Here is a 14,460-nt window from a genome sequence, read left to right as displayed (position 1 = left end):
AACTGAAGGCGACTGCTGCACAGTCGATCGGGGATAAATCCCCTCGCCACAGGGATTGAGATAAATTCCGGCCGTGAAAAAGGCGCCTGTCAAAAGGCGCCTTTTTCATGTCTGCGGTAATGCTATTTTCCGAGCAACCGCGCCAGCCCCACGCTCATCGGCGTCTGCTGTGGCAGTTTGAACCGCTCCAGCAACCGCCGGTTGTTCGCCCGCGAGTGGCGGATGTCGCCGGAGCGTGCCGGGCCGTAGCTGACCGGTGGCAACTCGCCGACCACTGACTGCAGGGCTACAAGCATCTGCTTGAGGCTCATCGCCTCGTTCCAGCCAACATTCACAGGTCCCACGTCCACATCAGGCTTTTCGATCGCCTGCACCAGAATATCGACCAGATCCTCGACATACAGGAAATCACGCGTCTGTTCGCCATCGCCGAACACGGTGATCGGTAAGCCATTCTGCGCGCGTTCGCTGAAAATGCTGATCACACCGGAATACGGCGAGGACGGATCCTGACGCGGCCCGAAGATGTTGAAGAAGCGGAAGATCGCCGGTTCCAGACCATGCTGGCGGCGATAGAAATCGAAGTAATGCTCGCCGGCCAGTTTGTCCGACGCGTAGGGCGTCAGCGGAGCCTTTGGCGTGTCTTCATCGATCGACTCGCCCTCGCCATTGTTGCCGTACACCGCTGCGCTGGAGGCGTACAACACACGCTTGACCCCGGCCAGACGCATGGCTTCGCAGACATTCAAGGTGCCGATGAAGTTGCTCTGGTGAGTCTTCACCGGATCATCCACCGACGCCTGCACCGAAGCCACCGCCGCCAGGTGGGCGACTGCGCTGCAGCCTTGCATCGCCTGGGCAACGAGCGCAGCGTCGGCGACATCGCCAACGATCAATTCAACCTTGGGATTGTGCAGCGGCAGGTTGCTGCGCTTGCCGGTCGACAGATCGTCCAGTACCCGAACCGAATGCCCTTTGGCGAGCAAGGCGTCGGTCAGATGCGAGCCGATGAAACCGGCTCCGCCGGTGATTAAAACAGTACCTTCAGCCATGACGGTAGAACCTATCCAGTAAGCTCGGGAGCGCGGCACGCCAGGCGCGCGGTTTGATCCCGAAAGTGTGCAGAATTTTCTTGCAGGCGAGCACCGCGTGTTGCGGTTCTTCGGCGGCGTCCGGTCGCGCGGCGTGGGCCTGGGCGGTCGGCGCTTCGATGGCCAGTGCGTGCAGGCTACGGGCCTCGGTCAGAATCGCCTGACCCAGCGCCAGCGGTGTGGTCGCCTCGTGGCCGGCGTAGTGATAAGTGCCCCACAGCGGCGCTGCGCAATCGAGTTGCTTGAGCACCGAAATGATCACCCGGGCGGCGTCGTCGACCGGTGTTGGATTACCCCGGCGATCATCCGCCATGAGCAATTCTTCCGGTTGCTCGGCGCGGGCAAGGAAACGTCCGAGGGTGCCGTCGGGGCTGTCATCAAGCAGCCAGCCGAAACGCAGCAACACGTGTTGCGGGCACGTCGCGCGAACACTTTGTTCGATGCGCCACAACGCTTGACCGCGCAGGCCCAGCGGCACCGGTTCGTCTTTTTCGCTGTAGGCGGTGGCACGCGAGCCGTCGAACACCCGATAACTGGAGGGTTGCACAAGGACGATGTTGTGATGCTGGCACAGTTCGGCCAGCCGCTCGATCGCGCGTTCCTGCCCGGCCATGCGGCTTTCGCTGACAGTCTCGGCCTGGAACCAGTCGAAATAGTAGGCAAGGTTGATCAACGCATCGGGACGGGTGTCGTCGAGCAGTTGCGTCAGGCTCGCGGCATCCCAGCCGTCTTCGGGGGGGCGGGGGGCGAGGAAACCGATGTCTTCTTCCGCACCGAGGCGAATCAGCGCCTGCCCAAGGGCATTTCCGCCGCCCAGTAACATAAGGCGCATTCGCATAGAGTCAGCAGGCCCAGTCTGATTGGAACGATGGCTTTGGCGACGATGCTTGTGGCGCCGTCGTCGATAATTGCCGGAATCGTTGCATTTTGCGGGTTTAGTGCGCAACCGTCACCCGTAAAGTGTCGATGGCCGGGATTTGCTCGCGAAGGGGCCAGCACTCCCACCACACCATCTTGCAGTCAGGTGAGCGATTGCTGTGGCAACACCACTGAGGGATGCTCCGGCACCACATCATCCGCCGGCTCGCGTTTGGGCAACAAAACCTGCTGTGGATAAGTCTGCGCGAAATGCACCCACGGGCTGTTATCCACAAGCTTTTTCAAACGCTGGTTGAACGCCCGGCTCACCGCGTATTGCCCGCCCGACACCGTGCGGAACTGCGCCGTCAGCACCACGCCGTTGAGATCCATCTTGTCCACGCCAAACACATCCAGCGGCCCTTGCAGGTTGTACTTGAGGAACGGGTCTTCGCGGATCGAATCGCCAGTCTCGCGGATCAGCTCGATCGCCTTTTCCACATCCGTGTCGTAGGTGAATTGCACCGAGAAGAACGCATAGGCGAACTGCCGCGATTGGTTGGTGACAGCCTTGATCTGGCCAAACGGCACCGAGTGGACAAAGCCCTTGCCGTCACGCAGGCGCAGGGTGCGAATGGTCAGCCCTTCGACCGTGCCGGCATGCCCGGAATCGAGCACCACCCAATCGCCGATCGACAGGGTGTCTTCGATGATGATGAACAAACCGGTGATCACATCCTGAACCAGCTGTTGCGAACCGAAACCGATGGCCAGACCGACCACCCCGGCACCTGCCAGCAGCGGCGCCACATTGATTCCCAGGTTGGCCATGGTGGTGATCGCGCAGATCACCACGAGGATGATTTTGATCGCGTTGCGCAGCAGCGGCAGAATGGTTTTCACCCGGGTGCTGGGCTGGCGCGCCGCGCGTTTGCTGACCGGTGGTTTCAGCGCTTCCTGAATCGCCGTGTCGAGCACCACCCACAGCAGCCACGTCACCAGGAAGATCAGGCCAATGCTGCTCAGTGCGTTACTGATCGCCCGGCCAACGGTGCTGCTCTGGGCGAAATCGAGCAGCGACACGCCCCAGATCCGCCCGAGGATATCGATGAAGGCAATCGCGATGACGATCCGCAGCAAGGCATGCAACAGACTGAGAAACCGCTCCTTGTAGGCACTACTGCGCTGGATCGCTGCGGCTTTATGCGACTTGAACAGGTGCTGGAGGATGGTGCTGAGAAATACCGTGCCGATCAGCAGAACCGTGGTGAACAACGCGCAACGCAGGGCCTTTTGATTATCTTCGCCAATGCCGATCAGACTCACCGCCGACACCAGCACCATCAGCACGATGGGCCAATACCACAGCCCGGAAAAAATCCGCAGTGACTCCTGCAATGACGGCTGTTTCAGACGCTGGCTCAGCGAACGATTGCGGATCAGGTGCGCCACCGGACGGCGTAGGCGAATCACCACCAGGCCAAAGATGACCGAGGCAATCAGCCCGGTGAACACCGCAACGCTGCTGGTGATGTTCCCACCCAATTGCCGGGCGATCTGCGGGCTTGTCAGCGCATCGCTGAGGGCGGCGAGGAAACCGATCAGGAACAGCGGTCGCGGGCAATAACGGCGAATGATCCGCGCGGCCGGGCGTTTGTGGCCGACATTGAACATCACCACCACGCACAGCAGCATCGACGTGGAAAAGATGCCGCTGCTGGTCGCGTAGGCAAAACACAACGCCAGCGCTCGCCCCACCGAGGCTTGCAAAAAGTGGCTGACGTACAACGTCAGTGGCAAACAGATCAGCGCCGGCACGGTATAGGGCAGCAGGTAGCCGAGCAGATCCTGACTGCGCTGGCGCGTACGAAACCAGCGGCCCTCGCGCAGACGTTTGGCCAACAGGCTGCCGAGCACGGTCAGCAGAGCGAAGCTACCGAGCCAGACACCGGACAACATCAGAAAATCCCCGGCAACGCTCCAGCCCGAACGGTTCGACGGTTGATTGACCAGTTTGTCGACTTCATCGGCGGCGCGGTCGGCACGCAGGCGCCAGGCGTCGACCAGATGTTCGTTGAGGTCGAGTTTGTCTTGTACGTCATCGATGCTCGAACTGATGGCACCGAGCAGTCCGCCCTGGACAATCGGCTCGGGTTTGGCCGCCTCCTCTGTGGCGGCAGGAAGACCCGGCAGCGCGGCGGCTTCGAGCTCGTTGGCACCGAGAAACAACAATGCTCCCAGCAGAATGGCGATCCTGAACTTGATCAAAACTCCGATCTCCCGTTGGCTGAACCTGTAAGGAACTGATCGGCATTTGCCTGGCAAGTTCAAGATCGCCCTCACCCCAGCCCTCTCCCGGAGGGAGAGGGAGCCGACCGGGTTGTTCTCACGAGGTACATCGACCTGAGCTTCCAACGTCGAACTCAAGTTCCGAAAACAATGAAGATCAGCTCCCTTCCCCCTCGCCCCCTCTGGGGGAGAGGGTTGGGGTGAGGGGGGAGGCCTTTGATCTTTGCGCCCAAGGCAAATATCAAATGCCCTCCCCGGTATTTTTCCGCCCACCGCAAACTCCGACACTGCGCTCAATCCAAACCTACCGGAGTGCCGTCATGCCCATTGCCTTGCTTGCGCTGACTCTCAGCGCGTTCGCCATCGGGACGACCGAGTTCGTCATCGTTGGCCTGCTGCCTACCATCGGTGCCGATCTCGGCGTCAGTCTTCCCTCCGCTGGCCTGCTGGTCAGCCTCTACGCACTGGGCGTCGCCATTGGCGCGCCGGTGCTGACCGCGCTCACCGGCAAAGTCCCGCGCAAACTGTTGCTGCTGTCGCTGATGGTGCTGTTCACCCTCGGCAACCTGCTGGCCTGGATGGCGCCGAGTTATGAATCGCTGGTGTTGGCGCGGATCGTCACGGGGCTTGCCCACGGCGTGTTCTTCTCCATTGGCTCGACCATCGCCACCAGCCTGGTGCCGAAGGAAAAAGCTGCCAGCGCGATTGCGATCATGTTCACTGGCCTGACCGTGGCGCTGGTCACTGGCGTCCCTCTGGGCACGTTCATCGGCCAGCATTTCGGCTGGCGTGAAACCTTCCTCGCCGTCTCGACGCTGGGTGTGATCGCGTTCATTGGCAGCCTGCTCTACGTGCAGAACAACATTGCCCACAGCAAACCGGCGTCTCTGCTGCAGCAGCTGCAAGTGCTGAAACAACCTCGCCTGCTGCTGGTGTACGCCATGACGGCCATCGGTTACGGCGGCTCGTTCATCGCCTTCACGTTTCTGGCGCCGATCCTTCAGGACATTTCCGGCTTCAGCGCCAGCACCGTCAGTCTGGTGCTGCTGGTCTACGGCGTGTCAGTGGCGGTCGGCAACATCTGGGGCGGCAAACTGGCTGACAAACGTGGGCCGATCAGTGCGCTGAAAATCATCTTCGCCCTGCTCGCGGCGGTGTTGTTCGTGCTGACCTTCACTGCCGGCAATCCTTGGTTGGCGTTGGCGACAGTGCTGGTCTGGGGCGCAGTGGCGTTCGGCAACGTGCCGGGCTTGCAGGTGTATGTGGTGCGTCAGGCTGAACATCACACCCCGAATGCGGTGGATGTGGCGTCGGGGCTGAATATTGCCGCGTTCAATCTGGGGATTGCCGGCGGTGCGTGGGGCGGAGGGTTGATCGTTGAGCACATCGGCCTGATTCACACGGCGTGGATCGGTGGTCTGGTGGTGTTGGTGGCGCTGGCCCTCACCGCGTGGAGCGGTCGCCTCGACCGCCTCGGCCCGACCTATGCCGAAAGCTCCGCGCGCATCGTCACTGGCCACTGATTCAACACCAATCCCCTGTGGGGGCGAGCCTGCTCGCTCCCACTGTGGGTTTTGTGGTGGTTTCTTGAATATGTACCGTCCGTAACACCATCGAAACTTTCCCGAACCGCCCACAGTCATCAACAGACAGAGGCTGTACGGGGACTTTCGACGGGAGGGCGGCATGGCAACGATTCATATCGGTACTTTCGACTGGCGCTACGCCCATGAACACGACAATCCGCACGGCGAATCCGCTGGCGAAAGAGCGCAGGCATGAGCATTTCAGAACCGGTCGGCTTCACCGACGAAGGCTCCGCCGTAGCGCCATCTGTGCGTACTTTCACTGTGCTGACGGTCAACACCCACAAGGGCTTCACCGCGCTCAACCGGCGCTTCATTCTGCCGGAGCTGCGTGAAGCGGTGCGTAGCGTGGCTGCTGACGTGGTGTTCCTTCAGGAAGTCCACGGCACCCACGAACACCATCCCAAGCGCTACACCAATTGGCCGACGATGCCGCAGTACGAGTTTCTTGCCGACAGCCTCTGGCCGCAGTTCGCCTATGGGCGCAACGCCGTTTACCCGGACGGCGATCACGGCAATGCCCTGCTGTCGAAATTCCAGATCATTCGCCACGACAACCTCGACGTTTCGATCAGCGGCCATGAAAACCGTGGCCTGCTCCACTGCGTGCTGCGCCTGCCCGGCGACGGCGTCGAGGTGCATGCGATTTGTGTGCATCTAGGCCTGCGCGAAAGTCACCGCAACGCTCAGTTGAAACTGCTCGGCCAACGCCTCGCCGAGCTGCCCGATGACGCACCGGTGATCGTCGCCGGAGACTTCAACGACTGGCGCCAGCGTGCCGACGCACTGCTCAAGCCTTGCGGTCTGCGTGAAGTATTCGCCGAACATCACGGCAAGCCGGCGCGCAGTTTTCCGGCGCGTCTGCCGACCCTGCGACTGGACCGAATCTACGTGCGCAACCTCAAGGCCAGCCAGCCGAAAGTCCTGGCCAACCGGCCCTGGTCCCACCTTTCCGACCACGCACCGTTATCGGTGGAGATCGAACTATGAGCAGCGCACCGCTGGAGAAGTCCGCCGTAGAACCGATGACCGTCAACCCGCCGATACGCGAGCCCGGCCACGTTGCTGTCGAATATGGCTGGCTGGGCAACAACCGGGTCGAGTTGCTGGAAAACGGCGAGGAGTATTTCCCGCGAGTGTTCGCTGCAATGCGGGCGGCGAAAAGCGAGATTCTGCTGGAGACCTTTATCGTTTTCGAAGACAAGGTCGGCCAGGAGTTGCAGGAGATCCTGATCGACGCCGCCCGTCGCGGCGTGCGCACCACCGTCAGCCTCGATGGCTTCGGTTGTGGCGAGCTGACCACCGGTTATCTCGCCGCCCTGAGCGAAGCCGGCGTACATCTGCAGATGTTTGATCCCGCCCCCAAACATTTGGGCATTCGCACCAACTGGTTCCGCCGCTTGCATCGCAAGATCGTGGTGGTCGACGGCATGATCGCGTTCATTGGCGGGATCAATTTTTCCGGCGACCATTTGTTGGATTTCGGACCGGAAGCCAAACAGGACTACTCGGTGGAAGTTCAAGGCCCGGCGGTGGCCGATATCCACCATTTCGCCCTGCTGCAAAGTGGTCGCCCCGGTCGGGCACGGTTCTGGTGGCAACGCCGGCGCCAGCGTCGCGCCGAAATGGCTGTCACCGATCACGACGGCCAGGTGCGCCTGGTGTTTCGCGACAACGATCAGCACAACACCGATATCGAAGACGTGTACTTGCAGGTGCTGCGCCGCGCCAAACGGCGGGTCGTGATTGCCAACGCTTATTTTTTTCCCGGCTATCGCCTGTTGCGCGAGATCCGCAACGCCGCCCGGCGCGGTGTTGATGTGCGGCTGATCCTGCAAGGCCAGCCGGACATGCTGGTGGCCAAACTCGCCGCGCGCATGACCTATGACTATTTGCTCAAGGCCGGCGTGCAGATCCACGAATACTGCCAGCGCCCACTGCACGGCAAAGTGGCGCTGGTAGACGACGAGTGGAGCACCGTCGGCTCGAGCAATCTCGACCCGCTGAGCCTGTCGCTGAACCTGGAAGCCAACGTGCTGATCCGCGACCGCGCGTTCAATCAGGAACTGTTCCGACGCCTCGAAGACCTCAGCCAAAACCACTGCAAAGCCATGGACGCCGGCAAGTCGCCGCGCGGACGTATCTGGCATATGACGGTGGGTTTTCTGGTGTTTCACTTTCTGCGGCATTTTCCGGCGATGGCCGGTTGGCTGCCTGCGCACAAACCACGGCTCAAGCCATTTCGAGGTGATCACTCATGAGCCATTCCGAAGCCCCAGCAACCCATCATGCCGCGCCAGCGACGCACTCACGCTGGAGCAAATGGAAACGTCCGCTGACGGCGCTGTTTTTCCTCGCACTGATCGTGCTGCTGACGATGTTCGCCCGTCGTATCGAATGGGCGGAAGTGCTGCAAACCCTCGCCGACTTCAAGGTGCGCACGCTGATCATTGCCGCCAGCGTGACCTTGCTGAGTTTTCTGACCTACGCCAGTTTCGACCTGATCGGGCGCACCTACATCCGCCAGGACCTGACCTGGAAACAGATCCTGCCGGTAGGGATTATCAGCTATGCGTTCAACCTCAACCTCAGCGCGTGGGTCGGCGGAATCGCCATGCGTTATCGGCTGTACTCGCGACTGGGCGTGAGCAAAAGCAACATCGCCAAAATTCTCGGCCTGAGCCTGGCGACCAACTGGTTTGGCTACATGACCATCGCCGGCGTGGTATTCAGCAGTGGCCTGGTGAGCATGCCACCGGGCTGGAAAGTCAGCACCACGGCGTTACAAGGCATCGGTGTGTTGTTGCTGTTGATCAGCGCCGGGTATCTCGCCGCGTGCCAATTCTCGAAACGGCGCGAGTGGTCGATTCGCGGTGTGGAGATCAATTTGCCGTCGCTGCGCATGGCGGTGTTGCAACTGTTGCTTGGCGCGTTGAACTGGTCGCTGATGGCGGCCGTGATTTTCACGTTACTGCCGAGCAAACTCGACTATCCGCTGGTGCTCGGAGTGTTGCTGATCAGCGCGATTGCCGGGGTGATCACGCATATTCCGGCGGGGCTTGGCGTGCTCGAAGCGGTGTTCGTCGCGCTGCTGCAACATGAGGCGTCGCGGGGCAGTCTGGTGGCTGGACTGCTGGCGTATCGGGCGATTTATTTTCTGTTGCCGCTGTTGATTACCGTGGTGATGTATCTGCTGGTGGAAGCGAAGGCCAAGTCATTGCGGATAGAGAAGAAGCCTTCCTGATTTTGCTGTGAAGCTGAAAAGGCTATCGCGAGCAGGCTCACTCCTACAGGGGAACGCATTCCAAATTGTAGGAGTGAGCCTGCTCGCGATGGCATCCGACAGAGCAACACAGATCATGAAGACTGGATAATGCTCAACCGCTCACCCACCACCATCTCGGTAATCCAGTCGACCAATATCGACGTATACGCCTGCTGCGAAACCGGCTCGCTCAACGCATGGTCCGCCCCGTCGATGATCCGGTGGGTCAGCGAGTGCGTCTGCTGACACGCCGCGCGGTAACTCATGATCGTCGCGTGGGGCACGAAGTCGTCGGTCTCCGATTCCACCAGCAACACATCTCCAGTGAACTGTGAACACGCATGCAGCGCCCGATTGCTGTCGGCGCGTATCAGCGTGCCGCGATAATCGCGCAGGTCAGCCTTGTCCAGTTCACGCTTGGGCGTGTGCCATTGTTCGTCGCGGTACAGCGCCGGCACCCGCAACGCCAGCCAGCGCACCGGGCGTAAAGACGTGAGGATGGAAGCCAGATAACCGCCATAACTGGTGCCGACCACGGCAATCGCTGACGTGTCGAGCGCCGGGTGTGAGAGCAAGCGATCGTAAGCCGCCAGCAGATCACGCAGATTATCTTCGCGGCTGACCCGAGTCAGCGGAATCCCGGTGCCGCCCGTGTGGCCGCGCAAGTCGAAGGTCAGACACACACAGCCGAGACCGGCGATGCCTTTGGCTCGCTCCAGATCCCGCTCCTGGCTACCGCCCCAACCGTGAACAAACAACACCCCCGGCACTTTCGATTTGGGACTGAGAAATGTCCCGCTCATCTGTTCATCATCAATGTCGATTTGAATGCTTTCGCTTCTAGCCGTCATAGGATTTGACCGTTACGTATTTAAGGAGAAATTCGCTGTTCTCGGCCGGGCCGCGATACACCTCGATGGCGTCCGCCGGCAGCGGCTGATCGATATAGGTTTCCACCGAAGACACGCGAATCGCGCGCATCGTCGGATCGTTGACGAAGCTTTGCAGCGCCGCCACTTCCGCGCTGCTGGCGCCGCCCATGCGCCAGGATTGTTCGAGTACGCCGCTGCGGGTTTTGCCGTTGCTGTCCAGCCCTTGGGCAATGTCGTAGTTGCGGCGCGAGGCATAAAAGCGTGGGTAGGCTTCATTGGCAGCGTTATCGAAAACCTGCGCCTGCTCGATAGCCAAACGCACATCGTCTGGCAGATCCAGCGCCAGCAGAGCTTCATAACCGCCCTGCACCACCAACAGATTCGACCCGCCGTAGACGTCTTCGCCGAGAGCGTCTTCGGTCAAGTATTGATCACCGCAGTAGCTCAGTACTTTGTCGCCGATGAATGACTGGCCGACGCTGCGGGTGATGACTTCGCTTAAATCCTGCTCCAGCACCACGCCTTCGCGGAACAGCTTTTCAGCTTCGGGGCGGGCAAGGATTTCGTCGAAGGCGTCGAGACTCTTGATCACTTCCTGACCACGACCGGCGCAGGCGTGAATCGGCTTCAAGCGGATCGGCCCGCTGTACAACAAATGCTCGGCGGCGGGCCGCGCATCGTCGAAGGCAAACACGCTCAAACCGTCGAGCACCACATTACGCACGCGCTCGGAAAACAGCGGCGACCAGCCCTGTGGCGCGTGAGCCTGATGGCTACGCAAGCCGTGGCTGATGGCTTTGGTGCAGATGAAATCATGCTCGACATAGCCACCCCACAAATCATCCGGGCCTTTAATGCCCAATTCGTGAGCATGAGCGGCGCCGACAATGGTTTGCGTCGGTAACAAATAGAGGTCACGGTCGCGATGTTTCTGGGGGTTATAGCTGCCACCGAACTTGAACCCGAGAATCTGCGCCAGCCAGCGGGCCAGGGCTTTGTTGGTTTGCACTTCGTGCTGCGGCGCGTCGTTGCGCACGGAGTGAGCGACGACGGTTTTCTTGCGGGGTGTCGGGGTCATGCGTCCCCCTTCCAGCGGCGCGGTGAATGTATAAGGGAAAGGTGCAGAGATCAGGCCAACGGCAGGATCGGGAAAATGTTCGGTTAATCAGTCGTTTGCCGAAATCGTGCTGGCATCAAGCCTGTTTCAATCTGCACGACCGGGGGCAAAACCCCGGCAATTTGCACGATCCCCGGCATCACACCGCTCCCACAGGGTTATGCATTGCCGGGACTACCGGGTTAAACCAAACCGCCCCCGATAATCACTCGGCGCCAGGCCGGTGATTTTCTTGAAGATCGCCCGGAACGCCCCCGGGTCCTGATAGCCCACCGTCCACGCAATGTGATCAATTGTGCCATTGGTGAACTCGAGCATTTCCCGCGCCTTACCCACTCGCAGATGCTGACAATATTCGGTCGGTTTCAACCCGGTCGCCGCGCGGAATCGGCGCAGGAACGTGCGCTCCTCCAGCCCCGCGCGCTCAGCCATCGCAGCCAATGAAACGTCCGTAGCGCCGGTGCCTTGCAACCAATGTTGAACCTTGAGAATGGCTGCATCGCCGTGACTGAGGATCGGTGCAAAATTACTCCCGCAGGCACTGGCGCTGTCGCTGTGTTCAACCACCAGAAACCGCGCAGTGCCGGTGGCGATGCTCGGCCCGAGCAGACGATCGACCAGGCGCAACCCCAACTCAGACCAGGCCATCAGTCCGGCGGTGGTGATCAGGTCGCCGTCATCGACAATCGGTGTGTCGGCCTTGAGCTTGATCTTCGGATAACGTTCAGCGAAGTCCTTGGCCGACGTCCAGTGCGTGGTGGCGCTGCGGCCGTCGAGCAGACCGCTTTCGGCCAGCAGCCACGAACCGACACAGACACCGCCCAACGTCGCGCCGCCTGCATGCTGCTCGCGCAGCCATTGCGCCAGGCTGGCTGGTATTTGCGCTGAGGAAAACCCGGCGATGGACGGCGGAATCAGCACCGCCAGCAAACCACTGTCGACACCCGGACAACTCTCGAAAACCCGCGCCGGTGCCTGATCGCCGTCGACGTGCCAATGACTGACCCGCAGCAACGGCAACTGCGCAGCCTGATGCTCCGCAGCAATCCGGTTGGCTACCGCGAACAGGTCGGTCAGGCCATGCACCGCCGCCATTTGCGCACCGGGATAAATCAGCACGCCCAGTTCGGCGATGGCAGCCCTTTCTGCGCCCATTGTCAGTTTTCCCCTGTCTATTGTCGGTGCGGCCAATCCTCGAATCGCTGGTAAGCGCCAATACTGAAGCCACTTCCAGCCAATCCATCGAGGACACACCCATGGCCAAGCAAGCGCTCATCGTAGTCGATATCCAGAACGACTACTTCCCCCAAGGCAAGTGGCCGCTGGCCGGTGCCGACGCCGCCGCCGACAACGCCGCACGACTGATCGCAGCCTTCCGCGAAGCCGGCGATTCGGTGGTGCATATCCGCCACGAATTCACCTCACCCGACGCACCGTTTTTCACTCCAGGTTCCGACGGCGCCAAGCTGCATCCGAAAGTGCTCAACCGCGCCGACGAACCCGTGGTGCTCAAGCATTTCGTCAACTCGTTCCGCGAAACCGAGTTGCAATCAATCCTCGACGAACAAGGCATCAAGGAACTGGTGGTGGTCGGCAGCATGAGCCACATGTGCGTCGACGGCATCACCCGTGCAGGCGCGGATCTGGGTTATGCAGTGACGGTGATTCATGATGCCTGCGCCAGCCGCGATCTGGAGTTCAACGGCCTCACAGTGCCGGCGGCGCACGTCCATGCAGCTTTCATGTCGGCGCTGGGTTTTGCCTACGCCAGCGTGATCTCAACCAACGAGTTCCTTCAACGCTGAGCCACCGCGAAACACTTTGCAAAAACCTGCGCCCGCCCCGTTGCGGGCGTTTTTGCATGCGCCGAAAAAATCTCACGCGTGAGCCATTGATGGCACTTTGAATTGGTTGTAGTGTGGCCCACGCGTGAGATGTTCATAACGGAGTCACTGCCATGAAAAGCCACTCCCCTGCTTCAGCGTCAGCAAGTCCAAAGGGAGAGCGCTCGAAACCGTCCGCGAAAAAACCGTCGAGCTTTTATATGAAGCAGATGCGCGCGGGCCTGGCCGCTGCCGGTTATGTGAAACACGAAACTTGGGTGCTTCCGGAAAACCGAAGCTTGCTCAAGCAAATGGAGCAACAGCTACGCCAACCGATTCTGGCTGGCTCATTCATGTCGGAGAATTACATGAGCGCAGGCAACAACTGGAACATCGATAGCCTCTTCAACGCCCTCAAGGCACTGGACGAGGTGGCTTCGCAGGAGATCACACTGTCTCTGATCCAGAGCTCCGAACCCAGCATCAAGCTGGAAATGAACGAATTCGGCGGTCTGCCGATTCACATCGCCCTGGCCGGTCAGCAGATCATCGTCGACACCGTGCTGGTGGACATCGATTCGATCACCGACGTGCACGCCTTCAACGATGCCGTGCTGCGCAGCCGTGAAATGTTCCCGCTGTCGTCGATCGGTATCGAGTCGATGCCGAACGGGCAGACCGTTTACAACATGTTTGGCGCCCTCAGCGCCGACTCGAGCCTGACCAACGTCGTCACCGAGGTGAAAACCCTGGTCGACAACGTGCAGCGCGCGAGCGAAGCCTTCGAACACTTCTTCAAGTAATCAACAGGGAATATCCAATGACTCAGTCCATCTGGAGCAAGTTGTTCACCGCACTGCGCGGCGGCGCCAATGAAGTCGGCGAAAGCATCGTCGACCAACAGGCCCTGCGCATCCTCGACCAGGAAATCCGCGACGCCGACACCGCCCTGTCGAACGCCCGTCGTGAACTGGTCACCATCATGGCCAAGCACAAACTGGCCGCCGACCGCGTGAGCGAGTACGACGCCAAGATCAAAGACCTGGAAGCCAAAGCTGTTTCGGCCCTGAATGCCGGCCGTGAAGACTTGGCGATGGAAGTGGCCGAAGCGATTTCGACACTGACCAACGACCTGACCGCCGAGAAAAAGCTGAGCGACGAATTCGGCACCTACGCCGACAACATGCGCAAAGACATCAACAAGGCCGAAGCCCGGATCAAGAGCCTGCGCCAGCAAGTGGACATGGCCAAGGCCCGTGACAGCGTGCAGAAAGCCCAGGTCAGCGCGTCCATTGCCAGCGGCGGCGCCAACGGCAAACTGGAAACCGCCGTCGGCACCCTGAACCGTCTGCAAGCCAAACAGCAGCAACGAGCTGCCGAGCTGAGCGCCGCGGACGAACTGGCTGATGCTTCGACCGGCAACGACCTGGACCGCAAACTGCGCGACGCCGGGATCACGCCGAACGAAGGCAGCGCCAATGCGATTCTTGAGCGTCTGAAGCAAAAATCCGCGCAGTAAAATCGTTCCCCATGTAGGAGCTGCCGAAGGCTGCGATCTT

At 60.5% G+C, this 14,460-nt stretch carries 13 protein-coding genes; 7 read left to right on the top strand and 6 right to left on the bottom strand.

All coding sequences use genetic code 11. The annotated features are described in order from the left end of the window. Window positions 1-122: 122 nt before the first annotated feature. From IAI51_RS12455 to IAI51_RS12445, 3 genes are all read right to left on the bottom strand, one after another. The gene (locus tag IAI51_RS12455; RefSeq protein WP_187678767.1) at window positions 123-1,052 is read right to left on the bottom strand and encodes an NAD-dependent epimerase/dehydratase family protein; all 930 of its coding nucleotides are present in this window, start codon (window positions 1,050-1,052) and stop codon (window positions 123-125) included. Then, entirely contained in the window at window positions 1,045-1,929 is an 885-nt protein-coding gene (locus IAI51_RS12450) for a sugar nucleotide-binding protein (protein WP_187678766.1), read from the bottom strand. Before IAI51_RS12450 ends, IAI51_RS12455 begins: the two co-directional genes overlap by 8 nt. Before the next feature lie 182 nt (window positions 1,930-2,111). Then, window positions 2,112-4,217, bottom strand: a complete 2,106-nt coding sequence (locus tag IAI51_RS12445; protein ID WP_187678765.1) for a mechanosensitive ion channel family protein — start codon at window positions 4,215-4,217, stop codon at window positions 2,112-2,114. A 341-nt stretch (window positions 4,218-4,558) separates the two neighbouring features. On the opposite strand from IAI51_RS12445, the gene IAI51_RS12440 reads away from it, so the two are divergent. The 4 genes from IAI51_RS12440 to IAI51_RS12425 all read left to right on the top strand — a co-directional run bounded on the left by IAI51_RS12440 (window position 4,559) and on the right by IAI51_RS12425 (window position 9,068). Continuing rightward, a complete protein-coding gene (locus IAI51_RS12440) occupies window positions 4,559-5,761 on the top strand; it encodes an MFS transporter (protein ID WP_187678764.1) in 1,203 nt (400 codons plus the stop codon). 255 nt (window positions 5,762-6,016) lie between these two features. Next, window positions 6,017-6,814, top strand: coding sequence for an endonuclease/exonuclease/phosphatase family protein (locus IAI51_RS12435; protein WP_187678763.1), 798 nt, complete (start codon window positions 6,017-6,019; stop codon window positions 6,812-6,814). After that, complete coding sequence (gene clsB, locus IAI51_RS12430) at window positions 6,811-8,085, top strand: cardiolipin synthase ClsB (RefSeq protein ID WP_187678762.1); 1,275 nt, start codon at window positions 6,811-6,813, stop codon at window positions 8,083-8,085. The genes IAI51_RS12435 and clsB overlap by 4 nt, the downstream gene beginning before the upstream one ends. Then, window positions 8,082-9,068 carry a lysylphosphatidylglycerol synthase domain-containing protein gene (locus IAI51_RS12425; protein ID WP_187678761.1) on the top strand — a complete coding sequence of 329 codons (987 nt, stop codon included), beginning with the start codon at window positions 8,082-8,084 and terminating at the stop codon, window positions 9,066-9,068. Before clsB ends, IAI51_RS12425 begins: the two co-directional genes overlap by 4 nt. Before the next feature lie 113 nt (window positions 9,069-9,181). Here the strand turns inward: IAI51_RS12425 and IAI51_RS12420 are convergent, their stop codons facing one another. The 3 genes from IAI51_RS12420 to IAI51_RS12410 all read right to left on the bottom strand — a co-directional run bounded on the left by IAI51_RS12420 (window position 9,182) and on the right by IAI51_RS12410 (window position 12,233). After that, window positions 9,182-9,940, bottom strand: a complete 759-nt coding sequence (locus IAI51_RS12420; protein WP_187678760.1) for an alpha/beta hydrolase family protein — start codon at window positions 9,938-9,940, stop codon at window positions 9,182-9,184. Further along, window positions 9,930-11,039 carry a DUF3182 family protein gene (locus IAI51_RS12415; protein ID WP_187678759.1) on the bottom strand — a complete coding sequence of 370 codons (1,110 nt, stop codon included), beginning with the start codon at window positions 11,037-11,039 and terminating at the stop codon, window positions 9,930-9,932. The genes IAI51_RS12420 and IAI51_RS12415 overlap by 11 nt, the downstream gene beginning before the upstream one ends. Before the next feature lie 213 nt (window positions 11,040-11,252). Beyond that, the gene (locus tag IAI51_RS12410; protein WP_187678758.1) at window positions 11,253-12,233 is read right to left on the bottom strand and encodes a GlxA family transcriptional regulator; all 981 of its coding nucleotides are present in this window, start codon (window positions 12,231-12,233) and stop codon (window positions 11,253-11,255) included. Window positions 12,234-12,334: 101 nt separating this feature from the next. Here IAI51_RS12410 and IAI51_RS12405 point away from each other — a divergent pair, with 101 nt between their 5' ends. The 3 genes from IAI51_RS12405 (at window position 12,335) to IAI51_RS12395 (ending at window position 14,420) form a co-directional block, all read left to right on the top strand. Further along, window positions 12,335-12,883 carry a cysteine hydrolase family protein gene (locus IAI51_RS12405; RefSeq protein WP_187678757.1) on the top strand — a complete coding sequence of 183 codons (549 nt, stop codon included), beginning with the start codon at window positions 12,335-12,337 and terminating at the stop codon, window positions 12,881-12,883. Window positions 12,884-13,035: 152 nt separating this feature from the next. Continuing rightward, entirely contained in the window at window positions 13,036-13,704 is a 669-nt protein-coding gene (locus IAI51_RS12400; protein ID WP_187678756.1) for a YjfI family protein, read from the top strand. A 17-nt stretch (window positions 13,705-13,721) separates the two neighbouring features. Further along, window positions 13,722-14,420 carry a PspA/IM30 family protein gene (locus IAI51_RS12395; protein ID WP_187678755.1) on the top strand — a complete coding sequence of 233 codons (699 nt, stop codon included), beginning with the start codon at window positions 13,722-13,724 and terminating at the stop codon, window positions 14,418-14,420. Window positions 14,421-14,460 lie beyond the last annotated feature (40 nt).

This window comes from Pseudomonas sp. N40(2020) (assembly GCF_014472415.1).
Classification (GTDB): domain Bacteria; phylum Pseudomonadota; class Gammaproteobacteria; order Pseudomonadales; family Pseudomonadaceae; genus Aquipseudomonas.
The sequence above is the reverse complement of the archived record's forward strand: the minus strand, read 5'-3'. Positions and strand labels throughout refer to the sequence as shown.

Excerpts from the sequence above, each read along its gene's own strand:
- IAI51_RS12455 (WP_187678767.1), bottom strand. The coding sequence starts at position 1,052 with ATGGCTGAAGGTACTGTTTTAATCACCGGCGGAGCCGGTTTCATCGGC.
- IAI51_RS12450 (WP_187678766.1), bottom strand. The coding sequence starts at position 1,929 with ATGCGAATGCGCCTTATGTTACTGGGCGGCGGAAATGCCCTTGGGCAG.
- IAI51_RS12440 (WP_187678764.1), top strand. The coding sequence starts at position 4,559 with ATGCCCATTGCCTTGCTTGCGCTGACTCTCAGCGCGTTCGCCATCGGG.
- IAI51_RS12435 (WP_187678763.1), top strand. The coding sequence starts at position 6,017 with ATGAGCATTTCAGAACCGGTCGGCTTCACCGACGAAGGCTCCGCCGTA.
- clsB (WP_187678762.1), top strand. The coding sequence starts at position 6,811 with ATGAGCAGCGCACCGCTGGAGAAGTCCGCCGTAGAACCGATGACCGTC.
- IAI51_RS12425 (WP_187678761.1), top strand. The coding sequence starts at position 8,082 with ATGAGCCATTCCGAAGCCCCAGCAACCCATCATGCCGCGCCAGCGACG.
- IAI51_RS12420 (WP_187678760.1), bottom strand. The coding sequence starts at position 9,940 with ATGACGGCTAGAAGCGAAAGCATTCAAATCGACATTGATGATGAACAG.
- IAI51_RS12415 (WP_187678759.1), bottom strand. The coding sequence starts at position 11,039 with ATGACCCCGACACCCCGCAAGAAAACCGTCGTCGCTCACTCCGTGCGC.
- IAI51_RS12410 (WP_187678758.1), bottom strand. The coding sequence starts at position 12,233 with ATGGGCGCAGAAAGGGCTGCCATCGCCGAACTGGGCGTGCTGATTTAT.
- IAI51_RS12405 (WP_187678757.1), top strand. The coding sequence starts at position 12,335 with ATGGCCAAGCAAGCGCTCATCGTAGTCGATATCCAGAACGACTACTTC.
- IAI51_RS12400 (WP_187678756.1), top strand. The coding sequence starts at position 13,036 with ATGAAAAGCCACTCCCCTGCTTCAGCGTCAGCAAGTCCAAAGGGAGAG.
- IAI51_RS12395 (WP_187678755.1), top strand. The coding sequence starts at position 13,722 with ATGACTCAGTCCATCTGGAGCAAGTTGTTCACCGCACTGCGCGGCGGC.